We start from the raw sequence: 23,236 nt of genomic DNA on the forward strand, positions 1-23,236 counted from the left end.
CACACGTGTGGAAATCAGCCGCCCTTGACGCCCTGTTGGTTTATGTCATCCGGGGAGAGGTCGGGGCACCGGGACCCGTACGCCGACCCTGGTCCGGGTCGCCACCAACTGGCCGTCCTGCGGGTATGCGTGCCAGGTCCGCCAGTGCACCTGGCCCTGGTGGCGCTGGGCGAGCAGCGCGGTGAACGCGTGCGGGCTGCCCGGGAAGACTCCGGCGAGGCCGTGCGGATGCTCGGAGACGAGGGCGAGCAACTCCTGGGCGCGGCCCGCGAAGGAGCCCGGTGACAGCACCTCGACGCGGGCGGCGAACTCGTACTCCCAGTCGCCGATGCGCTTGGCGACCCCGAGCGGCAGGGGGGTGCTGGACCCCGGAATGCACGCCACCGTCTCCGAACAGCCGCCGCACTCCTCCTCCAGGAGCACCTGGTGGGACGCGCCCAGCAGTCTGAGCTGGAGTTTCGCCCCGGACAGTTCCAGGTCGAGGGTGGCCAGGGCGGGCAGCGGCTCGCGCCCCAGGGCCCAGGCGAGGTCGGCCGCGCGCGTATCGGTGTAGGTGGTGTTCAGGGTCGTGAGCATGGATCGGCTCCGCTAACACGCAAATGGGGAGGAGGGTGGTCCGGCACACCTCGGTGGACACCGGGAGATCGGCCCGGCCGGCCCAGCCGGGGGAGGGTGTCGTCAGGACGTCCGAGGCGCTGCTTTGGTGATTTAGAGGGAATCATGAACTGTGGCGCTACCACAGCGTTTTTACCCAACTTCGTGGGGTTTCCATCCCTCAGAGGGCTCCACAGCTCAACTGTTCAACCACGTTGTGCGCCCTGCTCCCTCTGGCGCACGCCGGGGCGCCCGGGGGAAGAGCTCCCCGCTCTCCGCCCGGACGCCCCGGTCCCCTCGGATCCCCGGGCTCCCCCGGCCCCCGGATCCCCCGGATCCCCCCGGTCAGCTGCCCCCGCCGCAGCCGCCCCCACCCCCGCAGGACGAGCCGCCGCCGCAGGAGGAGTGCCCTCCGCCGCACGAGTGACCCCCGTGTCCCCCATGCCCGCCGTGGTGGCCGCCGTGGTGGCCTCCGTGCGAGGACGACGATCCCGAGTCCCCGGCCCACCAGCTGCGGGAGTCGTCGTAGGAGGAGGACCCGCCCCTGCTGAACGCCGAGCCCCCGGTCAGCCCGCCCCTGCGGACCACGGCCCGGACGATCACGAAGCAGACGATCGCGGCCGCCGCCACGATGAAGACGATGCCCATGGCGTCACCTTCTTTCCGTTCGCGCGGAGCGACCCCCCGTGGGCGCCCCGGCCGCCGCGTCACCGCGGCGTGAGCCGGTGATGCCCGGCCCCGCCGACGGCCAAAGCCGAGTTGAGGAACTTCTGAGCATCCCCGCCCGAAAAAGGCCCCTGACCTGCACGGATTGACGGATCAGGGGCCGTTCGGGTCTCACTGGGCCGCGTGTGGGCCGTGATCTTCCTGGGCCATGTGCTCCGAGACGGAGGGGCGCCGTTCGCGAGTGCCGGCCGGTGAGTGGCATGCGTGGGGAGCTCCCATCCCGTCTGCCATCGACCCAGGCAGAGCCGAGCAGACGCGGCCTCTGGCTTCCAGGGACAGCACCGCCTAGGCGATATTGGCTCTGCCCGCGACGTTTCCGGCAGCAGGGGAGGGCACAAGTTGAGTGGGTCCGGAAGTTGGTTCGTTGTCATCGAGCAGATCGGACGCGAGGTAGGTGCCGTCGACACAGTTGCGGTGGAGGGGGGCGCCGAGGAGGCCTGGGATGCGGCGCTAGAGGTCGCCCGGTCGCACCGGTACTCTTCACCGCCTGATGCCACGCGCGAGATCTACCGGTTGTCCGAAAGAGAGCTCATGGTGGCTCTCCGGGAGATACGGAACCCTGAGTCGCTCTTCTGCGTATCAATCATCGTTGAATCCTTCCGCATATCAGTCGCAGAACTCGCCGAAGTGCATGAGCCGCCTGAGCCACAGGAGATTGAGGAACCGGCCGATCAGAAGCGTCGTCTGTGGCGTCGCTCGCGCCCATGACCCACATCGTCATGGGCGGGCCTTGGAGGCTCTGAGCCGGGCCGTCTGTGGGCCGTCCGGGGGCGACCGAGGCGACAACCGACGACAGTCGACGACAGCCCCGCCCCTGCTCAGCGGCGGCACACCGTGAACTGGCGCAGGTGCCCATCAGCGAAGGCAAGTTGAGGAACTCCAGAGCTTGGGCGCAGGATGACCGGCATGACCTCCAGCGAACGCCCCCTCCTGAACCGCCGGCTCGCAGAGTTCGGGACCACGATCTTCGCCGAGATGTCCGCCCTGGCGCTGAGCACCGGGTCCATCAACCTGGGGCAGGGCTTCCCGGACACCGACGGCCCCGAAGAGGTCAGGGAGGCGGCCGTGCGGGCGCTGCGCGAGGGGCGCGGCAACCAGTACCCGCCGGGGCCGGGCGTCCCCGAGCTGCGCACCGCGATCGCCGCGCACCAGGAGCGCCGGTACGGGCTGTCGTACGACCCGGACGCGGAGGTGCTGGTCACAGCAGGCGCGACCGAGGCGATCGCGGCCGCCCTGCTCGCCCTCGTGGAGCCGGGTGACGAGGTCGTCGCCCTGGAGCCGTACTACGACTCCTATGCGGCCTGTATCGCGATGGCCGGCGGCACCCGGGTCCCGGTCACCCTCCGCCCGGACGGCGCCGCCTTCCGCCTGGACCTCGACGAACTGCGTGCCGCCGTCACCCCGCGCACCCGGCTCCTGCTGATCAACACCCCGCACAACCCGACCGGCACGGTCCTCACCCACGCCGAGCTGACCGCGATCGCCGAACTGGCGGTCGAACGGGACCTGCTGGTCGTCACCGACGAGGTCTACGAGCACCTGGTCTTCGACAAGGCCGGGCACCTCCCCCTCGCGACCTTCCCCGGTATGCGGGAACGCACGGTCACCATCGGGTCGGCCGGCAAGACCTTCTCCTTCACCGGCTGGAAGGTCGGCTGGGTGACCTCTACGCCGGAGCTGGTCACGGCGGTGCGCTCGGCGAAGCAGTTCCTGACGTACGTCTCCTCGGGCCCCTTCCAGTACGCGGTCGCGGAGGCCCTCGCCCTCCCGGACGCCTACTTCGAGGCCTTCCGCGAGGACATGCGGACCAAGCGCGACATCCTGGCGGCGGGCCTCGCGGAGGCGGGGTTCAAGGTCTACGACACCGCCGGCACGTACTTCATCACCACCGACATCCGCCCTCTCGGAGAGGACGACGGCTTCGCCTTCTGCCGTTCGCTCCCGGAACGGGCCGGGGTCGTCGCCATCCCGAACGCGGTCTTCTACGACCACCGGGAGGCGGGGGCCCCGTTCGTGCGGTTCGCGTTCTGCAAGCGTGCCGAGGTCCTGCGCGAGGCGGCGGATCGGCTCCGCAAGGCATTCGCCCACTGATTCCGGCGGGGGGCCGGTCGCGGCTCGCCGGCGAATCCGCCCGGGACGACGGCATCGCCGAAGCCTGAGCGGACCGCCGAACGCTCCGGAACCTCCCCCGCGCGATGTCGCCCTTGGCCTGCGCGCCGATGAGCAGGCCGTTGGCCGCCGCGACATGTTGACTGAACTCGGAACAGTGCTTTCGCAGTTCAGGGGCCCGCCTGCCGGCTTCCGGGCATGGCGGACGTGAAGGAGCTCGGCAGGGATGCGAGTGGTCTCGTGCTGCCCGAAGTCGGGTACCTGGTCGAGACCGGGGACGCGTGGAAGCCGTACCGTAGGTGGGATCGGGGAATTCGGCTGCCGGTGACAGAGCACTGCCTGAGGTCGGAGGGGATCGGGAGGTCCAGGTGCTCCGCGGTGCGACTGGCGATGTCGCGGAACTCGGGGATGCCGAGGGGGACGGTGCCGGCTCGACGGGCCATCCCGGGTCGGGTGCCCGCCATAGCCCTCGGTCTTCAACTGCGACTCATCACCGACGCGCTCCACGCCACGGGAGGCCCTTCGCGTCAGCGGGCGTCCGGCTCCGGCTCCGGGCGCGGGAGTTCGTCGAGGTCGAGGGTGAAGGTGCGGCCGTCGGCCAGGGGGATGGGGAGCTTGCCCGTGCCGTACTTGTGGGTGTGTGCGGCGATGTAACCGGTGGCGGTCGGCTGGGTGTGAAGGACGACTTCCTGGGCGTAGGGGTCCACGACCAGGTAGGTCGGGATGCCGTAACGGCCGTACTTCGCGGTGCAGTCGTCGTAGTCCTTGCGTGCGGAAGAGGTCGAGACGACCTCGGAGATCAGCAGGACGTCCTCGAAGCCGTAGCGCTTGCCTTCCTTGCGTGCGTCCTCGCGCAGGATCGCGAGGTCGGGGGCAGAGTTCTCGTCGGCGGGGAAGTCGATGTAGACATCGGAGGTGACCTTCGCGTGACGGCCGAGGGCAAGAGCGGAGTCGATCTGCATCGACCTGATGGTGCTGGAGTGCTCTTCGCTCTGCGGGGTCATGATCACCTTTCCGTCGGCCCCGAACAGGACCGTGTACCCCTTGGGGAACTCGGTGTGCACGATCGCGTCGACGCTCATGGACGGCTCCTTCCCGTGTGCGGTCAGGATACGACGGACAGGGACGCGTCACCGAGCCCGCCGGTACGGCCGGCAGACCGGTCCGGACATGTTGTGCGGCCCGCTCACCGCCGGTGCCGGAGATCCGCGGCGGGGCCTGTTCAACGACATGGGAACAGGTGGGCCAAGGAGGTGTCGCCTGGGTGACCTCGGCGCCGGAGCTGGTCACGACGGCAGTGCGCTCGCGGTCAGGGGCGGCGTAGCCGATGACGTGGCTCAAGGGTGGACGTGGTGACCGTGGCGGCCCGTCAAGGAGCTCCCGGCGGATGATCGGCTCGTGCGCGGAGACCAAGCGGTTCCCGTGATCCCGTCCGTAGCAGCCGTGCCCGTTACCACCCCCAGGCTCGTCGGCGGCCCGCGCCACGCCAGGAGGCGTGCCCCTCCGCTACCCCATCGGGCGCATATCTCTCGCACTTCGCCCCGGTCCCCCGCAGGGTGCGAATGTGAGCCACGCCAGCACCACCGCCAGTACGACCGCCACTACGACCACCGGCACCGCCGCTCTCACCCCGTCCCTCGTCACCGCGGGCGGTGTCGCGGTGGGGCTGTTCGCGGCGGCCCGGCTCACCGGCATGGCCGTGGTCGCGCTGGCCGCCTGGGCGGGCGGCAGGCATCCGCTGACCCTGCTCGGCCGGTCCTGGGACTCGGTCTGGTACCTGGGCATCGCGGCGCACGGCTACGGCCGCACCCTGTACTTCCGCCCCGACGTCATCCACAGCGACCTGGCGTTCTTCCCGCTCTACCCGGCCCTGATCCGCATCCTCACGGCTGTCACCCCGCTCAGCGGGGCGGGTGCCGGCCTGCTGGTTTCCTGGACGGCCGCCGGTGTCGCCGCCGCGGGCATCTACGCGGTGGGCGCCCGGCTGCACGGCCGCGCGGTGGGCACGGCCCTCGTCCTGCTCTGGGGCCTGCTCCCGCACTCCGTGGTGCTGTCCATGGCGTACACGGAACCGGTCCTGACCGCGTTCGCCGCCTGGTCCCTGTACGCGGTCCTGGCCGGAAACTGGCTGTGGGCGGGCACCCTGGCGGCCCTGGCGGGCCTGTCCCGGCCGAACGGCTTCGCGGTCGCGGTGGCCGTGCTGCTCGCCGCCGTCCGCGAGATACACCGTTCCCGCGGCCGGGTTGCCCACAGGCTGTGGACGGGCGCGGCACTCGCCCCGCTCGGCTGGCTCGCGTACGTCCTGTGGGTGGGGCGCCGGGCCGGCGATCCGCTGGGCGGCTACTTCGGCGTACAGCGCCTGTGGGGGTCGCGCTTCGACTTCGGCCGGGGCTCGCTCCGCTTCGTCCGCGACCTGCTGCTGCGCGGCGACCGCTTCGTCTTCCCGATGGCCCTGGTGATCGTGGCGACGGCGGTGGTCCTCTTCGCGCTCCTGCTGCTGGACCGGGCCCCGCTGCCGCTGCTCGCCTACACCGCCGTACTCCTGCTGATCACGCTCGGCGGCTCGGGCTTCTTCGAGTCCAAGCCGCGCTTCCTCCTGCCGGCCTTCCCGCTCCTCCTCCCGCTGGCCCGGGCGCTGGTCCGCACGGCGAGAGCCCGGCCCTGGCACGCGTCCGTGGTGGTCGCGGCCCTGGCCGGGCTCTCGTTCGGCTACGGCGCGTACCTGGTCGTCGTCGCCGACACGCCCCTGTAGAGCTGCCTACTCCTCGTCGTCGCCCTCGGGCTGGTCGGCCCCGTTGACGGCCTCCTCCAGACCGAGCTGCTCGACGAGCCACTTGTCGAACTCGATCGCGGCCCGCACCCAGCTGACCGTGGACGACACGAAGTGGTTGATGTCGACGCCCATGCCGATGAGCATCTGCGCCTCACCGATGAGACGGACGGCGCCGTCGTCGTGGGTGTGGGTGTAGACCTTGGGCCACAGCGTCCGACGGTTCCAGTCGTCGATGGACTCCAGGAGCTGGGGCTTCTCGTCGATCTTGTGGGGGCGGTCGTAGAACGTCCGCACCGAGAAGACCGACTGCTCGTCCTCGCCACGGAACATGAAGTACGTACGGAACTGCTCCCACGGCGCCGCGAGGTCACCCTCGTCGTCGACGACGTACTTGAGCTCCATCTGGTCGAGGAGCTGCTTCACAAGATCCTGATCCGGGACGACGGGGCCCGCCGGTCCTTGGGGCTGCGGCTCGGGCTGGCCCCCGAAGTTCGGAATCGAGGACGGGTCGATGGTCACCGTGATTTTCCCTTCATACGGATCCCGCCATCCTCCCCCATCCGGGGAGGGGGGTGGCAACCCCCGCCCCGGCGGGTTCATCTCCCGTTGGCGGAATTCCGCTCAGAGCGTTTTTCCGGTCTCCTGACCGGTGCTTTCGACGGCTTCCCCGGCCGTTTCACCGGCCGTTTCACCGGCCGATTCCCCGGCCGCTTCCTCCGCCGTCACCGGGCCCACGATCAGGCCCTCACCGAAGGCGTCCACCCGGATCGTGTCGCCGTCCTTGACCTCGCCGGACAGGATCTCCTTGGCCAGACGGTCTCCGATGGCGGTCTGGACCAGGCGGCGCAGCGGCCGGGCACCGTACGCCGGGTCGTTGCCCTCCTCGGCGAGCCAGGCCAGGGCCTCGGGGGTGATCTCCAGGGCGAGGCGGCGGTCGGCCAGGCGCTTGGCCAGCCGGTCGATCTGGAGCCGGGCGATCCGGGCCAGCTCGTCCTTGGCCAGGGCGGAGAAGACGACCAGGTCGTCCAGGCGGTTGAGGAACTCCGGCTTGAAGGAGTGCCGGACCGTCTCCAGGACCTGCCGCTTCTTCTCCTCCTCGCCGAGCACCGGGTCCACCAGGTACTGGCTGCCCAGGTTGGACGTCAGCACCAGGATGGTGTTGCGGAAGTCGACCGTGCGGCCCTGGCCGTCGGTGAGCCGGCCGTCGTCCAGCACCTGGAGGAGGATGTCGAAGACCTCGGGGTGGGCCTTCTCCACCTCGTCCAGGAGGACCACGGTGTAGGGGCGGCGGCGGACCGCCTCGGTCAGCTGGCCGCCCTCCTCGTAGCCGACGTATCCGGGCGGGGCACCGACCAGCCGGGCCACGCTGTGCTTCTCGCTGTACTCCGACATGTCGATCCGGACCATCGCCCGCTCGTCGTCGAAGAGGAAGTCGGCGAGCGCCTTGGCCAGTTCCGTCTTGCCGACACCGGTCGGGCCGAGGAAGAGGAAGGAGCCGGTGGGGCGGTCCGGGTCGGCGATACCGGCGCGGGACCGTCGTACGGCGTCGGACACCGCGCGTACGGCCTCGGTCTGGCCGATGAGGCGGCGGCCCAGCTCGTCCTCCATACGGAGCAGCTTCTGGGTCTCGCCCTCCAGGAGACGCCCGGCGGGGATGCCGGTCCAGGCGGCCACGACGTCCGCGATGTCGTCGGAGCCGACCTCGTCCTTGACCATGGTGTCCCGGGCGGTCTCCTCCTCCGCCTCGGACGCGGCCTCCAGCTCCTTCTCCAGCTGCGGGATCTCGCCGTACAGCAGCTTGGAGGCGGTGTCGAAGTCGCCGTCGCGCTGGGCGCGTTCGGCGGTGCCACGGAGTTCGTCGAGCTTCTCCTTCAGCTCGCCGACCCGGTTCAGGGACTGCTTCTCGCGCTCCCAGCGGACGTTGAGGCCGCGCAGGTCCTCCTCCTTGTCGGCGAGGTCGCGGCGCAGCTTCTCCAGGCGCTCCCGGGATGCCGGGTCGGTCTCCTTCTCCAGCGCCAGTTCCTCCATCTTCAACCGGTCGACGGAGCGCTGGAGTTCGTCGATCTCGACGGGCGAGGAGTCGATCTCCATGCGGAGCCGCGAGGCCGCCTCGTCGACCAGGTCGATGGCCTTGTCGGGGAGGAAACGGGAGGTGATGTAGCGGTCGGAGAGGGTCGCGGCGGCCACCAGCGCGCTGTCGGCGATCTGGACCTTGTGGTGGGCCTCGTACCGGCCCTTGAGCCCGCGCAGGATCGCGATCGTGTCCTCGACGGTCGGCTCCGCCACCAGCACCTGCTGGAAGCGCCGCTCCAGCGCCGGGTCCTTCTCGATCCGCTCCCGGTACTCGTCGAGGGTGGTCGCGCCGACCATGCGCAGCTCGCCGCGGGCCAGCATCGGCTTCAGCATGTTGCCGGCGTCCATGGCGGAGTCACCGCCGGCTCCGGCGCCGACGACCGTGTGCAGCTCGTCGATGAAGGTGATGATCTGCCCGTCGGAGTCCTTGATCTCGGCGAGGACGGTCTTCAGCCGCTCCTCGAACTCGCCCCGGTACTTCGCGCCCGCGACCATCGCGCCCAGGTCCAGCGCCACCAGTCGCTTGTTCTTCAGCGACTCCGGCACGTCCCCCTTCACGATCCGCTGGGCGAGCCCCTCGACGACGGCGGTCTTGCCGACGCCCGGCTCGCCGATGAGCACGGGGTTGTTCTTGGTACGGCGGGACAGCACCTGCACGACCCGCCGGATCTCCTGGTCCCGTCCGATGACGGGGTCGAGCTTGCCGTCCCGGGCGGCGGCCGTGAAGTCCGTCCCGAACTTCTCCAGCGCCTTGTACTGGCCCTCCGGGTCGGCGGTGGTCACCCGGCGTCCGCCGCGCGCCTTCTGGAAGGCCTCCACCAGCTTCTTCGCGGTGACCCCCTGCCGGTCGAGCACCTCGCCGGCCGCGCCGCCCTTCGCGGCGATGCCGATGAGCAGGTGCTCGGTGGAGAGGTAGTCGTCACCGAGGTCACGGGCGCGGTCGGCCGCGTCGGCGAGGACCGCGAGCAGTTCGCGGTTGGGCTGCGGGGGCGCGACCGTGGAGCCGGTCACGCTGGGCAGCGCGGCCAGCGCGCGCTCGGCGCCCTGGCGTACGGCGGCCTGGTCGGCGTCGACGGCCGCGAGCAGGTCCGTGATGTTCTCGTTGTCCTGCCCGGCAAGCAGAGCCAGCAGCAGGTGAACAGGCGTCAGATCCGCGTGCCCCTCGGTCACGGCCCTGCTGCTGGCCGCGTTGATCGCGTCCCGGCTCCTGTTGGTCAGCTCGGCGTCCACGTTCGCGTTCTCCTCCTCGGCATCGTTCGGCTGACTCAGCCAACGTACACAAAGTTGAGTCTATTCCACTCAAGGTAGAGACGGGAGCCTTTCCGGGGACCAGCTTCGGGGGTGCGGGGGCTTGGCGTGACGAGGGGGTGGGGACGGAGGAGACCGCGCGGGCGGCGGGGGCGCCGGGGGGACACCGGAGGCGGCGGACGCGAGACGCCGTGCGGCGGGCGGCGGGCGGCGGGGGAGAGACGGGACGGAGGGGGCGAGCGAGCGGCCGGGAAGCGTGGGGAGGGGTGGCCGATGGCCGGGACGGGGCGGTGATGGCGGTCGGGGCCGGGGGGCGGTACGGGGAGCGAGTGGCCGATGACCGGGGGGAGGTGCGGAAAGCGGGTGGCCGATGGCCGGGACGGGGCGGTGACGGCGGCCCGGGGCGGGGAGTGGGTGGGAGAGTGCTCTCGGTGAGGGCGGTGCCCTCCGCGGCGGGCACCGAAGGTGAGGCGGCGTGGGTGCCGGGGCACGGGGGGCGGGATTGAGTCGGCACCCCGGGGCGGCCGCCCTGTTCTACCGGGGTTCCACAGACGGGTTTCAGCCACCGTGAACCTTGGCCGAAACCGGCCGATACACCGAAATATCCCCGGAAAACTGCAGCGGGGGGGGGGGGGGGGGGGGGGGGGGGGGGGGGGGGGGGGGGGGGGAGGGGGGGGGGGGGTTTTGGGGGGGGGGGGGGGGGGGGGGGAGAGGGGGGTTTGTGGGTTCCCCGGAATACGCAAAGGCAGACACCCCCCCCCCCCCCCCCCCCCCCCCACGCGCGCGTGCCGTCAGCTGCCGACGGTCTCCAGGGCCGGGCCCGGCTCCCTCTCGGTCACCGTCCGCGCGGTCCGTCGCCGGCCGGGGATGAGCAGGGCCGCGATCCCGGCGAGGGCGACCACGGCGGAGCCGGTGACCAGGGCGGGCCGCAGCCCGTCCACGAAGCTCTGGGCGCTCTCGTAGCCGCCCTGGGCGGCGAAGATGGACGACATGACGGCGATGCCGAGCGCGCCGCCGACCTCGCGCAGCGCGTTGTTGGCTCCGGAGGCGATGCCCTGTTCCTGCGGGCGCACGGCGGACATCACGAGGTTGGCGGCCGGGGCGAAGTACAGCGCCATGCCGATACCGCTGATGATCAGGCCGGGCAGCTGGATGCCGTAGGAGGCGTGGGCGGTGACCACGGAGGCCATGTAGCCGAGCCCGGCGGCTTGCAGGAAGAGTCCGGCGGCGGCGACCGGGCGGCCGCCTATCCGGTCGGAGAGGATCCCGGCGATGGGTGCGACGAGCATCGGCATGCCGGTCCAGGGCAGCATCCTGAGGCCCGCCTCGGTGGGCGAGTAGCCGAGGACGCCCTGCATGTACTGGCTGAGCAGGAAGATCGAGCCGAACATCCCGAGGAACATCAGCAGGCTGGCCGCGTTGATCCCGGAGAAGGCCCGGGAGCGGAAGAGTCGCATCGGCAGCATGGGGTTCTTGGCGCGGCTGCCGTGGATGACGAAGCCGACGAGCAGGGCGCCGCCCGCGAACAGCCCGGTGAGCACGAGGGGGCTGGTCCAGCCGTCGGCGGGGCCGCGCACCAGGCCGTAGACGATCCCGAAGAGGCCGCCGCTGGCGAGCAGGGTGCCGGGGAAGTCGAGCGGGGCGCCGGTGCCGTGGGACTCGGCGAGACGGAGACGGGCGAGCGGCAGCAGGGCGAGGCCGAGCGGCACGTTCAGCCAGAAGATCCAGTGCCAGGACACGTGTTCGGTGAGGCTGCCGCCGATGAGCGGCCCCGAGGCGACCGCGAGCCCGTTGACGGCGCCCCAGATGCCGTACGCCATCCCGCGCCTGGCCTCGGGCACGGCCGCCGTCAGCAGGGTGAGCGTCAGGGGCATCATCACGGCCGCGCCGACGCCCTGCACCGCTCGGGCGGCGATCAGTGAGTCGATACCGGGCGCCATGGCCGCGGCGGCGGAGGCGATGGTGAAGACGGTGATTCCGGCGAGGAAGAGCCGGCGGCGGCCGAAGCGGTCGCCGAGGGCCGCGCCGAACATCAGCAGGACGGCGAAGGTGAGCGTGTAGGCGCTCACGGTCCATTCGAGGTCGTCCAGGGCGCCGCCGAGGTCCTTGCGGATGGAGGGCAGTGCGGTGGTGACGACGAGGTTGTCGAGGGCCGCCATGAATCCGGCGACGCTGGTGATGACGAGCGCCCATGCGGCGCTTCCCTTGCGTGCGGTCTGCTGTGCGGACTGCTGTGACATCGCTCCCCCAGAGCGTGGCCTTGCGGAAATTATTAGTTATCGGTCACTAAGTTTCTGGCCCATGAAAAGGCCAGGCCGGGGAAGGGCGAACCGCCCCCTCACCCGTCGCTGCACTTCCCCAGCCCGGTGACCCCGGCGTCCTGGTACATCCCCTGCCAGACCCGGTGTTCGGGCGGAAACCCCATGGCCGCATAGGTGTTGATGAGCATTCCCTTGGCCAGGAAGGTCGTGGTGCGGTCGACGTCGGCGCCCGAGAGCAGATGGACGGTATCCCACAGCCGCCCCCAGCCGGCCCGCACGAGCTCGCCGAACTCGTGCTCGCCTTCCGCCTCGGCGGCCGCGACCGTGATGTACGTCTGCATCTGCATCTGGAGCCGTTCCGGCCGCTCCTGGATGATCCGCACATACGCGTCCCCCATGGCGTGCAGGGCCTCTTCGCCCCGCAACCCCTCGGCGGCCTTCTCGAAGAGCTCACGCATCTCGTCGATGCAGCGCTGCGAGGCGGCGGCGAAGATCGCCTTCTTGCCCGGGAAGAGCCGGAAGAGATAGGGCTGCGAAACCCCGACCCGTTTGGCGATCGCCTCGGTGGAGGTCCCGTAGTAGCCCCTCTGCGAGAACTCTGCGATCGCCGCGCGGACGACGCTCTCGCGCCGCTCCTCAGCACTCATCCTGACCATGCGAGAAAGTTAGTACTCAATCACTAACCAAGTCAAGGGACCGGGAACGCCCCCTCCTCGCGGCCCGTTTCATGGGTAGGGGTCGTACGCGCGTAAGGGGCGCCCCACCATGGGGAGCGCCCCTTACCAGGCCGTGGAACTCGCCGGGTTACCAGGCCGTGGAACTCGCCGGGCTCAGCCCAGCCGTACGACCGCCCGCGACATGCCCAGCACCTTCTGCCCGGCGCTCGTCGCCGTCAGGTCGACGCGCACGGTGTTGTCGTCGAGCTTGGCCGCTACCTTGCCGCTGACCTCGATCAGGGCGCCCTGGTCGTCGTTCGGCACGACGACGGGCTTGGTGAAGCGGACGCCGTAGTCGACGACCGCGCCCGGGTCACCGGTCCAGTCGGTGACCACGCGGATCGCCTCGGCCATGGTGAACATGCCGTGCGCGATGACGTCCGGCAGGCCCACCTCCTTGGCGAACTTCTCGTTCCAGTGGATGGGGTTGAAGTCCCCGGAGGCGCCCGCGTACCGCACCAGCGTGGCGCGGGTCACGGGGAAGGTCTGGGCGGGCAGTTCGGTGCCCACCTCGACGTCCTCGTACGCGATCTTCGACGTCATCGGATCCTCACGCCTCGCCTTCTTCGGCGTCCGCCGCGCGGGCCACCAGCTTGGTCAGGGCGCTCACCACGAGCTCGCCCGACTCGTCATGGACGTCGCCGCGGATGTCGATGATGTCGTTGCCCGCGAGGGACTTGATGGCCTCGATGGTGGAGGTGACGGTCAGCCGGTCGCCGGCACGCACCGGACGCCGGTATGCGAACTTCTGGTCGCCGTGCACCACCCGGCTGTAGTCCAGGCCCAGCTGCGGGTCCTCGACGACCTGCCCGGCCGCCCGGAAAGTGATCGAGAAGACAAAGGTCGGCGGGGCGATCACATCGGAGTAGCCGAGTGCTTTGGCGGCCTCCGGGTCCGAGTACACGGGGTTGGTGTCGCCGACCGCCTCGGCGAACTCACGGATCTTCTCCCGGCCCACCTCGTAGGGCTCGGTGGGTGGGTAGGTCCGTCCCACGAAGGACTGGTCGAGCGCCATTGGCCCGGCACCTCCTGATGTCTGCTGTGATGCCCCACAAACTAGCGGGAAGCCGACGGCCGAAACGCCGTGAGGCCGCCCCCGAGCCGGGAACGGCCTCACGAACGAGCCTGTTGTTATCGCGTTTCGCGATGCGCGGTGTGCGCATTGCAACGCGGGCAGTGCTTCTTCATCTCAAGACGGTCCGGGTTGTTACGCCGGTTCTTCTTGGTGATGTAGTTCCGCTCCTTGCACTCCACGCAGGCCAGCGTGATCTTCGGGCGGACGTCGGTGGCAGCCACGTGAGTGCTCCTAAGACGAACGGATGGACTGATTCAACGCAAAAAGAGTAGCCGATCGAAGGACCGACCCCGCAATCGGCTACTGTCAGTAGCGGTGACCGGACTTGAACCGGTGACACAGCGATTATGAGCCGCTTGCTCTACCGACTGAGCTACACCGCTTTGATGAGATCAGTCCCGCCTCGCGACGGGACCTCTCACACCAGAGCCCCAATACGGAATCGAACCGTAGACCTTCTCCTTACCATGGAGACGCTCTGCCGACTGAGCTATTGGGGCGAGCGATGAAGACATTACACGCTCGGCCGCCGTTCACCCAAATCCGTTTCCCGCCGCCCCACCGGTCCTCTTCCGCCCGGCTCACGGCAGCCTCTCGGGCCCCTTCCGACGCTCCTCACGCGCGCGTGCCGAACCGTTCCCGACCGGTCCGACGAGGCCGGTACGACTATTGCGCTCCTCCCCGCCGCACGCGGTTCGCCACCCTAGGCTCGACTCACTCTGCGTGATCTTGAGTCCCCGCCCGGACCGACCTTCATGGAGCGCGATGCCCGACAGCCAGCCGCAGCCGCCCTCGTCGTCGTCCAACTCCCCGGGCTCCTCGGGACAGTCCGAGCCGACCGGGCTCCTGCTGTGCGGGGCACGGCTCACCGACGGCCGGACCGTGGACGTACGGCTGGGCGGCGGACGCATCGAGGCGGTCGGTACGGCCGGCAGCCTGGCACCGGGTCCGGCCCGCGCGGGCGGCGCGCGCGTGGACCTGAGTGGCTACCTCCTCCTCCCGGCCCCGGCCGAACCGCACGCCCACGGCGACACCGCGCTCTCCGCCGATCGCGGCGGTCCCGTCTCGTACGACCCCGACGACGTCCAGCGGCGCGCCACCGAGGCGGCCCTCCTGCAACTCGGCCACGGCGCTACGGCGGTACGCGCGCACGTGCGCGTGGGCGACGTCCAGGGGCTGGCCGCCCTTGCCGCCGTGCTCCAGGCACGCCGCTCGCTGCGCGGGCTCGCGGAACTGACGGCGGTCGCGATGCCGCGCGTGCTGACCGGGGTGGCCGGCGCCGAGGGGCTGGCGATACTGCGGGACGCCGCGAAGATGGGCGCGTCCGTGCTGGGCGGCTGCCCCGATCTGGACCCCGATCCCACGGGCTATGCGGAAGCCGTCCTGGAGGTGGCCTCCGAGCACGGCTGCCCGGTCGATCTGCACACGGACGCCGTCGACCCGGCCCGGCTGGCGCGGCTCGCGGCGATGGCGGGTGGCATGCGCCCCGGCGTGACGCTCGGCCCGTGCGCCGGGCTCGCGCGCCTGCCCGCCGAGGCGGCCGCCCGGGTCGCGGACCAGCTCGCCGCAGCCGGCGTCACGGTGGTGTGCCTGCCCCAAGGCGGCTGCGGCTCCGTGGACCGCCGCGGCACGGCTCCGGTACGGCTGCTGCGCGCGGCCGGAGTACGGGTCGCGGCCGGCAGCGGCGCCCTGCGCGACCTGTCGAACCCCGTCGGCCGGGGCGACCCGCTGGAGGCGGCCTACCTCCTGGCCTCCCGCCACGGCCTGCGCCCCGAGGATGCCTACGACACCGTGAGCGCCTCCTCCCGGGCCGCCCTGGGCCTCCCCGAGGTCCGTGTCGAGGCCGGCTTCCCCGCCGAACTCCTCGCCGTGCGCGGCGACCATCTGGCCGGGGCCCTCTCCCTCGCCTACAGCCGGATCGTGGTGCACCGGGGGCGCGTGGTGGCACGCACGAGCGCGGTCCGCGAGTACTGCAACTCGGCGGCGACAGCGGAGCTGGGGCTGCCTCGGCAGGGGCGGGGCGAGGTGTCCTGAGGGGTGCGCGGGAGCGTGCGGCGCGAAGGGGCGCGTCCACAGGGACGGTCCGAACCCGGCGGGCGCTTCCAGGGACCTGCGTGAGCACGTGGGGCGCATGAAGTCGTGCAGCGGATGCGGGGCTTCGGGCGTACGGTCGGAAACATGCGCATTGTCATCGCTGGTGGTCATGGTCAGATCGCGCTGCGGTTGGAGCGGCTGCTCTCCGCGCGCGGGGACGAGGTCGCGGGAATCATCCGGAAGGCCGAGCAGAGCGACGATCTCCGGGCGGCCGGTGCCGAACCGGTGCTGCTCGACCTGGAGTCGGCGTCGGTCGAGGAGGTCGCGGCGCCTCTGCGGGGAGCGGACGCGGCGGTGTTCGCGGCGGGTGCGGGCCCGGGCAGCGGCACGGCCCGCAAGGAAACGGTGGACAAGGGCGCGGCGGTGTTGTTCGTGGAGGCGGCCGTTCGCGCGGGCGTGCGCCGTTTCGTGATCGTCTCGTCGATGGGCGCGGACCCGGCGCACCAGGGCGACGGGGTCTTCGACGTGTACCTGCGGGCCAAGGGCGAGGCCGACGCGTACGTCAGTCGGCAGAGTGCCCTGGACTGGACGATCCTGCGGCCCGGTTCACTGACGGACGACCCGGGCAAGGGCCTGGTGCGTCTGGAGGCACACACGGGCCCGGGTTCGGTCCCGCGCGACGACGTGGCCGCCGTCCTCGCGGAGTTGGTGGACACGTCGGCGACGGCGGGTCTGACCCTGGAGCTGATCGGCGGTTCGACGCCGGTCTCGGTGGCCGTGAAGTCGGTGGCCGGGAACTGAACCCACCGCCCTGGCCGTTGGGACCTGTGACGGTGACGACGGCCGGGCGGGTTCCTCAGAACAGCGACAGCTGTCCGGGAAAGTCCGGCACGGCGTAGCCGTCCAACGACGGCTGGGCCGCCCCCAGTTGGGCCTGCCGCCGCGAGCCGGAGCAGGAGACCAGATCGCCGGTCTCCCGCACCCCGGGCGGGTCGTGCCGCGCGAAGCGTCCCGCGACGACGGCGATCTCACGGCGGCACACCGGACAGGTTCTACGTCGGGAGGACATGTGCCCAGTGTGCCCCGGGGCGGGGCACATGTACCGGGGGCCGTGGGGGTCCAGGGGCGGTTGATCCGGGCTTCCCCCGGTGTCGGTGGTGCGGGCGCCGGCACCGCGCCCGCACGGGCCTGCCGGCCGATCACGAGAGCCGGCTTCATGCCCACGCCGGGCGGCGACGGCTCCGGGGCGCGGGTGTGCTCAGGGGCCCTCGGTCCGGCGCGCCTCCGCGTTCTCGCAGGCTTTGGCCGGCGGCCACTTCGCCCCCGCTGCGGGGCACGTCACGCCTCCGCCCGACGTCACTCATGACGCAACGTAGAGACCCCCTCCGGACTGTGTTTCCACAGTCCGGAGGGGGTCTTCCCCAAAGTGGCGGCGCCAGGATTCGAACCTGGGAAGGCGAAGCCGGCAGATTTACAGACTCCGGCGATCGATCATGAACGCCACGCTATCCATGCAGGTCAGACGCCTTGATCGTCAGATCGGGCAGGGTCCTGCTTCTCGTCGTGCAACTTCCGTGCCACGTCATCCTTGATCGGCTTCACGTTCTTCGCCTTCCTGGCACGGGCCCGCTGCGCCTTCTCGTGATCGGCGTTCAGCCCCTTTGCGATCTCTACGTCCTGACCGTCACGCGACCGGGCGTAGTGGCGAGTCGTGACGCTCGCATTGGCGTGGCCGAGCCGCTTGGCCGCAGCCACGAGCACTGGCTTCGCCAAGAACGCAGAGCCGCGTACGCGGAGATGCTCAAAGACGCTGAGGAGCACGAGATGAAGGTGGCCCAGCTTGTGAGCTACGCCGAGAACGGGGGCACGGACGCACAGCCCCTGGAGACGATGGCGGACGTCCAGTCATCTCAAATACGAATCGTCCGATGGATCGGACCGGTGATGACTATCGCTAGCCGTGACGTGCGCGATGCATATAGAACATATATGGAGATGTGCAGGCGAACATCCGCATTCCTGCTGGGGCGACAGCCCTCGGACGTTGGCGGCGATGAGGCGAGTCAGCACTACCGGGCCATAGTGCTGCGCGGCAGCGTACTCACGATGACGGTGGCGGCAGATATCCAAGCAGCACCAACCGTGCCGACCGGCGAGTAACGAATCAGAAGGCGCCCGTGCCCCTTCCGTGCCCGATCCACCGGTATCTGACGGGGAACCACGCTGGTTGACGGACAGCGGGCATGAGAACGGCCCCCAACGGATTTACCTGGTCAGGGGCCGTTCTTCTGCGGTGGGTGTGAGATTTGAACCCACGGTGACATCGCTGCCACGACGGTTTTCAAGACTGCGTGCAGGACACGGCTTGCCGACGCAGCCCCCATGCCCTGAACCGGCCACTCACGAAGATGCCGACGCCGGCGGACAGCGCAACCAGCACGACGGAGGCCCCGCCCTCCACTGTGACGTGGCGGCCCTGGGGCGCCGATGCCACCAGAAGAGCGCTGATCCCGGCGAAAGTCGCGGCGGCTACGGCAAGGAAGATCGCCATTTCAGCCCACCACATTGCCTGCGTCGGTCGAGTCGTCATTGCGTAGTTGTACCTCACGCCTTCCTCTCGTACAGCAGCGAGGTACAGCAACCATCGCGACCGGGACCAACCGCGAGCAGCCCCGCATGATCGTCTGACCAGCCGAGCAGACCACATCGACCGTCGCGCCCATAGTTCGCATCGAGGGGCGCACCGCGACACCACACGGTCCTTGGGGCCTGGTAGTCAGTGATCAAGGTCACGACACGTGCCACGACCGCGCCAGAACGGGCGGGGAACACCGGGGAACGGCGGGTACTGACGTGAGCCGACAACGAGAACGGCCCCCGACCAAACTCACTGGTCAGGGGCCAATCCCACTTGCGTGGCGGCGCCAGGATTCGAACCTGGGAAGGCGAAGCCGGCAGATTTACAGTCTGCTCCCTTTGGCCGCTCGGGCACACCGCCGGGGTTTGCCACCAAGTCGAACCGTTTTTCGGCGGTGCTCCCTGGCAACGACGTAAACAATACCCGATCCCGAGGGGTGCTCCGCCACCCGATTGATCTGCGCTCGCGAGACCTGGGGTGGCTAGGCTGGTGCGGATGCGGCCCGGTCCCCACACCAGGCGCGGCCGCCGTCGCGCGCCGGAAACGCATCCCGTTACGCCCCCAGATACAAGGAGCCACAGGACATGGCCGACTCCAGTTTCGACATCGTCTCGAAGGTCGAGCGGCAGGAGGTCGACAACGCCCTCAACCAGGCCGCCAAGGAGATCTCGCAGCGCTTTGACTTCAAGGGCGTGGGCGCCTCGATCGCCTGGTCCGGCGAGAACATCCTGATGCAGGCGAACTCCGAGGAGCGGGTCAAGGCGATCCTCGACGTCTTCCAGTCGAAGCTGATCAAGCGCGGCATCTCGCTGAAGGCGCTGGACGCGGGTGAGCCGCAGCTCTCCGGCAAGGAGTACAAGATCTTCGCGTCGATCGAGGAGGGCATCTCCCAGGAGAACGCGAAGAAGGTCGCGAAGATCATCCGCGATGAGGGCCCCAAGGGTGTGAAGGCCCAGGTCCAGGGCGACGAACTGCGCGTCAGCTCCAAGAGCCGCGACGACCTCCAGGCCGTGATCGCGCTCCTGAAGGGCCAGGACTTCGACTTCGCGCTCCAGTTCGTGAACTACCGGTAGTCACCGCCGGCCGAGGTACGAGGAAGGGTGGGCACCCCTGGTACCCGCCCTTCTCGTCTGCCGGCCTGCGGTAGGGGCGCTCAGTCGCGCGAATTACCGAACAGAAGGCGGTAGACGATCAGCAGGACCAGCGAGCCTCCGATCGCCGCCACCCAGGTCGCGCCGTCGTAGAAGTTCTTGGTTATGGGGTGGTCCAGCCAGCGGGCCGATATCCAGCCGCCGAGGAACGCGCCCACGATGCCGATGAGGGTCGTGCCGATGAAGCCGCCCGGGTCGCGTCCCGGCAGCAGGATTTTGGCGATGGCGCCGGCCAACAGTCCCAGGATGATCCAACCGATGATGCCCATGCCCTGAACCTGCCCTTCCGCGCTGTGTTCGCACTGTTCCGGCCCTGTGTTTTCGTTCTCGGCCGGCTGTGCCGGACAGGCCGTCCGGGAACGCCCCAGACAGCCGTCGCGCGTCTGTTCGTGCGCTGTCGATGACGAGGACGCCCCGGCGACTCCTCACGGTTGCGGCGATCCGTAGGGTGCGGCGCATGGTCTCCTCCTCTCCTGGCCTGCGGCGCACGCTGGGCGTACGCGACGCGGTGGTCGTCGGTCTCGGCTCGATGATCGGGGCCGGCGTGTTCTCGGCCCTGGGCCCGGCGGCCCACGCGGCCGGGTCGGGGCTGCTGCCCGGGCTGGCCGTCGCCGCCCTGGTCGCCTACTGCAACGCCATGTCCTCGGCCCGCCTCGCCGCCCGCTACCCGCAGTCGGGCGGCACCTACGTGTACGGGCGGGAGCGGCTCGGCGCCTTCTGGGGATACCTCGCGGGCTGGGCGTTCGTCGTCGGAAAGACGGCGTCCTGCGCCGCGATGGCACTCACCGTGGGCGCCTATGCCTGGCCGGAGCAGGCGCACGTGGTTGCGGTCGCGGCCGTGGTGGCGCTGACCGCCGTGAACTACGGCGGCATCCAGAAGTCGGCCTGGCTGACGCGGGTGATCGTGGCCGTGGTGCTGGCGGTCCTCGCTTCCGTGGTGGTCGTGTGCCTGACGTCCGGGCGGGCGGACGCCGGGCGGCTGGACATCGGGGTGTCTTCGGGTGTGGGCGGCGTGCTTCAGGCGGCCGGCCTGCTGTTCTTCGCGTTCGCCGGGTACGCGCGGATCGCGACCCTCGGCGAAGAGGTGCGGGACCCGGCGCGCACCATCCCGCGCGCGATTCCACTGGCCCTGGGTATCGCGCTGGTGGTGTACGCGTGCGTGGCGGTGGCCGCGCTCTCCGTGCTCGGCGCCGAGACGCTGGGACGGGCGGGGGCACCGCTGACCGACGCGGTGCGGGCGGCCGGGGTGCCGGGGCTGGTGCCCGTGGTGCGGGTGGGGGCGGCGGTGGCCGCGCTCGGCTCGCTGCTGGCGCTGGTCCTGGGCGTCTCACGGACCACGCTCGCCATGGCCCGTGACGGCCATCTGCCCCGGGCGCTGGCCGCCGTGCATCCGCGTTTCCAGGTTCCGCACCGTGCGGAGCTGGCCGTCGGCGCGGTGGTCGCCGTGGCGGCGGCGACGGTGGACGTCCGGGGTGCCATCGGTTTCTCCTCCTTCGGCGTGCTGGCGTACTACGCGGTGGCCAACGCCTCGGCGTGGACGCTGGACCCCGCGCCGCGGGCCCGGCTGGTCCCGGTGGTGGGGCTGCTGGGGTGTGTGATCCTAGCTTTCGCGCTGCCGGTGGCCTCCGTGGTTGCGGGGGCGGCCGTACTGGCGGTGGGTGCGGCGGCATACGCCGTACGGCGGTGGGTGGCGGCCCGGTAGACACGGTGGTCGCCACAGCGACAGCGGTCGCGAGGTGCGGCGTGGAACTGCGGCGGCCGCGCTCGGGAGACCCCGCCTCTCAGACGGCCTGCTCCGGGGCCGTGCGGGTCCGGATGTCGGCCCAGAGCGCCAGGTCCGTTCCCTCGTCGGTCTCCTCGTACCAGCCCGTGCCCTCCAGCCAGATGCGCAGCCAGTCGGCAAGGCTGGGCGCGTCCACGAGCCAGGCGCCCTCGGCGTCGTCTGCGTTGGGCTCGTAGAGCAGGACCGTGGCCCGCGGGTCCCGGCAGTCCACACACGCGTACATGCCACAGCCCCAGTGGGATATCGGCAGGATGCCCTCGGGCCAGGGCCAGTCCGGGTTCCTGCGGCCGTACTCGCGGTTGGTGAGGTACTGGGCGACGGCGGCCGGTTCCCCCGAAGGCGCGGAGTCGAGCAGGGGCAGCAGGCCGTAAGAGGGGCCGAAACCGCCGTCGCCCACCCGTTCGTAGAGCGCGGCGAGGAGGGGCGGCAGCGGGAAGCCCAGGGTCTGACCGGCGCGGTCGATCGTGGCTGCGTCGACGGGCGCGGGAAGCGAAGGCCAGCCCCACGGACGGGAGTCGCGGGCCTGGACGGCCACCCGTGTCAGCAACTGCTCGATCTCGGTCATGGCTTCATGATGCAGGCCGCCACTGACAATCGCGGCGGCCTGTGGACAACCCTGGGTCCGGGTGCGGGCCTGTGGACAACTCGTGTGCGGCGAGCGTCGGATGAGGTGGGGTCAGCGGGTCGCGAACGGCTGGTCCGTGGGCACGATCTCGCGTCCCAGCGGAAGCAGGGAGACCGGGATCAGCTTGAAGTTGGCGATGCCGAACGGGATCCCGATGATCGTCAGGCACATCACGACACCGGTGACGATGTGGGCGAGGGCCAGCCACCAGCCTGCGAGGACCAGCCACAGGACGTTGCCGACGCAGGAGGGGGCGCCGGCGTCCCGCCGCTCGACGGTCGTGTACCCGAAGGGCCACAGGGCGTAGACGCCGATACGAAAGGCCGCTACGCCAAATGGAATGCCGATGATCGTGATGCAGAGGATCACGCCCGCCAGCAGGTAGCCGAGGAACAGCCAGAAACCGCTCAGGACGAGCCAAATGACGTTCAGGATGGTCTTCACTGCGGGCGACCTGCCATCTTCTCCAGTCGGGCGATCCGCTCCGCCATGGGCGGATGCGTCGAGAACATCTTGGACAGTCCCTGGCCCGGGCGGAAGGGGTTCGCGATCATCATGTGGCTCGCGGTCTCGATCCGGGGCTCGGGGGGCAGCGGGAGCTGCTTGGTGCCGGCCTCCAGCTTGCGCAGGGCGCTGGCGAGGGCGAGCGGGTCGCCGGTGAGCTGGGCGCCGGAGGCGTCCGCCTCGTACTCCCGGGAGCGGCTGATGGCGAGCTGGATGACTGTGGCGGCCAGCGGGCCCAGGATCATGATCAGCAGCAGGCCGAGGAAGCCGGGGCCGTCGTCGTCGTCCGAACGGCCGACCGGGATCAGCCAGGCGAAGTTGACCAGGAACATGATCACCGAGGCGAGGGCGCCGGCGACCGACGAGATGAGGATGTCGCGGTTGTAGACGTGGCTGAGCTCGTGGCCGATCACACCCCGCAGTTCGCGCTCGTCCAGGATGCGCAGGATGCCTTCGGTGCAGCACACGGCGGCGTTGCGCGGGTTGCGGCCCGTCGCGAAGGCGTTCGGGGCCTCGGTCGGGGAGATGTAGAGGCGGGGCATGGGCTGGCGGGCCTGGGTGGAGAGGTCGCGGACCATCCGGTACAGGGCCGGTGCCTCGAATTCGCTCACCGGGCGCGCGCGCATCGCGCGTAGCGCCAGTTTGTCGCTGTTCCAGTACGCGTACGCGTTCGTGCCGAGGGCGCCGAGGACCGCGACGATCAGACCCGTCCGGCCGAAGAAGCTGCCGATGACGATGATGAGTGCCGACAGTCCTCCGAGGAGGACTGCCGTTCTGAGTCCGTTGTGCCGGCGGTGCACGGTACGCCCTCCAAGTCGTGCGGCAGGGGAACCCTTTGCCTGCGGTGCTGCCTTCCGATCTGCGATGCCACCGGTGTCGTGGTGTCACGTCCAGTGGACCCTTCCGCACTGGTCAACGCCAGGCGA

General features: G+C 70.3%; 22 protein-coding genes, 3 tRNA genes and 1 pseudogene. 6 read left to right on the plus strand and 20 right to left on the minus strand.

Annotated features, from left to right (window positions below; all coding sequences use genetic code 11):
- Window positions 1-45: 45 nt before the first annotated feature.
- Together ACZ5K7_RS31690 and ACZ5K7_RS31695 are read right to left on the minus strand one after the other, a co-directional pair.
- Window positions 46-576, minus strand: a complete 531-nt coding sequence (locus ACZ5K7_RS31690) for a DUF2617 family protein (RefSeq protein WP_351708107.1) — start codon at window positions 574-576, stop codon at window positions 46-48.
- Window positions 577-939: 363 nt separating this feature from the next.
- A complete protein-coding gene (locus ACZ5K7_RS31695) occupies window positions 940-1,242 on the minus strand; it encodes a hypothetical protein (RefSeq protein ID WP_468918569.1) in 303 nt (100 codons plus the stop codon).
- 975 nt (window positions 1,243-2,217) lie between these two features.
- Between ACZ5K7_RS31695 and ACZ5K7_RS31700 the strand changes: the two genes are divergently transcribed.
- Complete coding sequence (locus ACZ5K7_RS31700; RefSeq protein WP_468918572.1) at window positions 2,218-3,411, plus strand: pyridoxal phosphate-dependent aminotransferase; 1,194 nt, start codon at window positions 2,218-2,220, stop codon at window positions 3,409-3,411.
- A gap of 545 nt (window positions 3,412-3,956) precedes the next feature.
- Here the strand turns inward: ACZ5K7_RS31700 and ACZ5K7_RS31705 are convergent.
- Window positions 3,957-4,511, minus strand: coding sequence for a Uma2 family endonuclease (locus ACZ5K7_RS31705; protein ID WP_468918575.1), 555 nt, complete (start codon window positions 4,509-4,511; stop codon window positions 3,957-3,959).
- Window positions 4,512-4,993: 482 nt separating this feature from the next.
- Between ACZ5K7_RS31705 and ACZ5K7_RS31710 the strand changes: the two genes are divergently transcribed.
- Entirely contained in the window at window positions 4,994-6,181 is a 1,188-nt protein-coding gene (locus ACZ5K7_RS31710; RefSeq protein ID WP_468918577.1) for a hypothetical protein, read from the plus strand.
- 6 nt (window positions 6,182-6,187) lie between these two features.
- Here the strand turns inward: ACZ5K7_RS31710 and ACZ5K7_RS31715 are convergent, their stop codons facing one another.
- The 9 genes and pseudogenes from ACZ5K7_RS31715 to ACZ5K7_RS31755 all read right to left on the minus strand — a co-directional run bounded on the left by ACZ5K7_RS31715 (window position 6,188) and on the right by ACZ5K7_RS31755 (window position 14,075).
- Window positions 6,188-6,721: a YbjN domain-containing protein gene (locus ACZ5K7_RS31715; protein WP_468918580.1), complete on the minus strand. Its 534-nt coding sequence runs from the start codon at window positions 6,719-6,721 to the stop codon at window positions 6,188-6,190.
- Between the two features lie 195 nt (window positions 6,722-6,916).
- Window positions 6,917-9,505, minus strand: a pseudogene (gene clpB, locus ACZ5K7_RS31720) (ATP-dependent chaperone ClpB); the annotation flags it as partial.
- Between the two features lie 809 nt (window positions 9,506-10,314).
- Complete coding sequence (locus ACZ5K7_RS31725) at window positions 10,315-11,763, minus strand: MFS transporter (protein ID WP_468918583.1); 1,449 nt, start codon at window positions 11,761-11,763, stop codon at window positions 10,315-10,317.
- A gap of 98 nt (window positions 11,764-11,861) precedes the next feature.
- Window positions 11,862-12,440: a TetR/AcrR family transcriptional regulator gene (locus ACZ5K7_RS31730; protein ID WP_351693821.1), complete on the minus strand. Its 579-nt coding sequence runs from the start codon at window positions 12,438-12,440 to the stop codon at window positions 11,862-11,864.
- Between the two features lie 174 nt (window positions 12,441-12,614).
- The gene (locus ACZ5K7_RS31735; RefSeq protein ID WP_046731092.1) at window positions 12,615-13,043 is read right to left on the minus strand and encodes a MaoC family dehydratase; all 429 of its coding nucleotides are present in this window, start codon (window positions 13,041-13,043) and stop codon (window positions 12,615-12,617) included.
- Window positions 13,044-13,050: 7 nt separating this feature from the next.
- Complete coding sequence (locus ACZ5K7_RS31740; RefSeq protein ID WP_468918587.1) at window positions 13,051-13,515, minus strand: FAS1-like dehydratase domain-containing protein; 465 nt, start codon at window positions 13,513-13,515, stop codon at window positions 13,051-13,053.
- A 116-nt stretch (window positions 13,516-13,631) separates the two neighbouring features.
- Window positions 13,632-13,796 (minus strand): 50S ribosomal protein L33, encoded by a 165-nt coding sequence (rpmG, locus tag ACZ5K7_RS31745; protein WP_003948671.1) that lies wholly within the window; start codon window positions 13,794-13,796, stop codon window positions 13,632-13,634.
- 89 nt (window positions 13,797-13,885) lie between these two features.
- Window positions 13,886-13,958 (minus strand) — tRNA-Met (locus ACZ5K7_RS31750).
- Window positions 13,959-14,002: 44 nt separating this feature from the next.
- Window positions 14,003-14,075, minus strand: a tRNA-Thr gene (locus tag ACZ5K7_RS31755).
- A 265-nt stretch (window positions 14,076-14,340) separates the two neighbouring features.
- On the opposite strand from ACZ5K7_RS31755, the gene ACZ5K7_RS31760 reads away from it, so the two are divergent.
- Together ACZ5K7_RS31760 and ACZ5K7_RS31765 are read left to right on the plus strand one after the other, a co-directional pair.
- Window positions 14,341-15,609 carry an amidohydrolase family protein gene (locus ACZ5K7_RS31760; protein ID WP_468918590.1) on the plus strand — a complete coding sequence of 423 codons (1,269 nt, stop codon included), beginning with the start codon at window positions 14,341-14,343 and terminating at the stop codon, window positions 15,607-15,609.
- 144 nt (window positions 15,610-15,753) lie between these two features.
- Window positions 15,754-16,410 carry an SDR family oxidoreductase gene (locus ACZ5K7_RS31765; RefSeq protein WP_351693831.1) on the plus strand — a complete coding sequence of 219 codons (657 nt, stop codon included), beginning with the start codon at window positions 15,754-15,756 and terminating at the stop codon, window positions 16,408-16,410.
- 55 nt (window positions 16,411-16,465) lie between these two features.
- On the opposite strand, the gene ACZ5K7_RS31770 is transcribed toward ACZ5K7_RS31765, so the two are convergent.
- The 4 genes from ACZ5K7_RS31770 to ACZ5K7_RS31785 all read right to left on the minus strand — a co-directional run bounded on the left by ACZ5K7_RS31770 (window position 16,466) and on the right by ACZ5K7_RS31785 (window position 18,607).
- Window positions 16,466-16,678 carry a hypothetical protein gene (locus ACZ5K7_RS31770; protein ID WP_351693834.1) on the minus strand — a complete coding sequence of 71 codons (213 nt, stop codon included), beginning with the start codon at window positions 16,676-16,678 and terminating at the stop codon, window positions 16,466-16,468.
- Between the two features lie 449 nt (window positions 16,679-17,127).
- Complete coding sequence (locus ACZ5K7_RS31775; RefSeq protein WP_468918593.1) at window positions 17,128-17,430, minus strand: hypothetical protein; 303 nt, start codon at window positions 17,428-17,430, stop codon at window positions 17,128-17,130.
- Window positions 17,431-17,950: 520 nt separating this feature from the next.
- Entirely contained in the window at window positions 17,951-18,199 is a 249-nt protein-coding gene (locus tag ACZ5K7_RS31780; RefSeq protein ID WP_468918596.1) for a hypothetical protein, read from the minus strand.
- 326 nt (window positions 18,200-18,525) lie between these two features.
- A tRNA-Tyr gene (locus tag ACZ5K7_RS31785) sits at window positions 18,526-18,607 on the minus strand.
- A gap of 224 nt (window positions 18,608-18,831) precedes the next feature.
- Between ACZ5K7_RS31785 and ACZ5K7_RS31790 the strand changes: the two genes are divergently transcribed.
- Window positions 18,832-19,320 (plus strand): YajQ family cyclic di-GMP-binding protein, encoded by a 489-nt coding sequence (locus tag ACZ5K7_RS31790; RefSeq protein WP_351693840.1) that lies wholly within the window; start codon window positions 18,832-18,834, stop codon window positions 19,318-19,320.
- 80 nt (window positions 19,321-19,400) lie between these two features.
- Here ACZ5K7_RS31790 and ACZ5K7_RS31795 read toward each other — a convergent pair whose 3' ends face one another.
- On the minus strand, window positions 19,401-19,667 hold the full coding sequence (locus ACZ5K7_RS31795) for a GlsB/YeaQ/YmgE family stress response membrane protein (RefSeq protein WP_351693843.1): 267 nt from the start codon (window positions 19,665-19,667) through the stop codon (window positions 19,401-19,403).
- Between the two features lie 188 nt (window positions 19,668-19,855).
- Here ACZ5K7_RS31795 and ACZ5K7_RS31800 point away from each other — a divergent pair, with 188 nt between their 5' ends.
- Entirely contained in the window at window positions 19,856-21,100 is a 1,245-nt protein-coding gene (locus ACZ5K7_RS31800) for an APC family permease (RefSeq protein ID WP_468918599.1), read from the plus strand.
- A gap of 79 nt (window positions 21,101-21,179) precedes the next feature.
- Here the strand turns inward: ACZ5K7_RS31800 and ACZ5K7_RS31805 are convergent, their stop codons facing one another.
- The 3 genes from ACZ5K7_RS31805 to htpX all read right to left on the minus strand — a co-directional run bounded on the left by ACZ5K7_RS31805 (window position 21,180) and on the right by htpX (window position 23,110).
- Window positions 21,180-21,746 (minus strand): SMI1/KNR4 family protein, encoded by a 567-nt coding sequence (locus ACZ5K7_RS31805; protein WP_468918601.1) that lies wholly within the window; start codon window positions 21,744-21,746, stop codon window positions 21,180-21,182.
- Window positions 21,747-21,857: 111 nt separating this feature from the next.
- Window positions 21,858-22,250 (minus strand): YccF domain-containing protein, encoded by a 393-nt coding sequence (locus ACZ5K7_RS31810; protein WP_351693852.1) that lies wholly within the window; start codon window positions 22,248-22,250, stop codon window positions 21,858-21,860.
- Window positions 22,247-23,110: a zinc metalloprotease HtpX gene (htpX, locus tag ACZ5K7_RS31815; RefSeq protein ID WP_468918604.1), complete on the minus strand. Its 864-nt coding sequence runs from the start codon at window positions 23,108-23,110 to the stop codon at window positions 22,247-22,249. The genes ACZ5K7_RS31810 and htpX overlap by 4 nt, the downstream gene beginning before the upstream one ends.
- Window positions 23,111-23,236 lie beyond the last annotated feature (126 nt).

The organism is Streptomyces sp. NPDC031497, assembly GCF_055580905.1.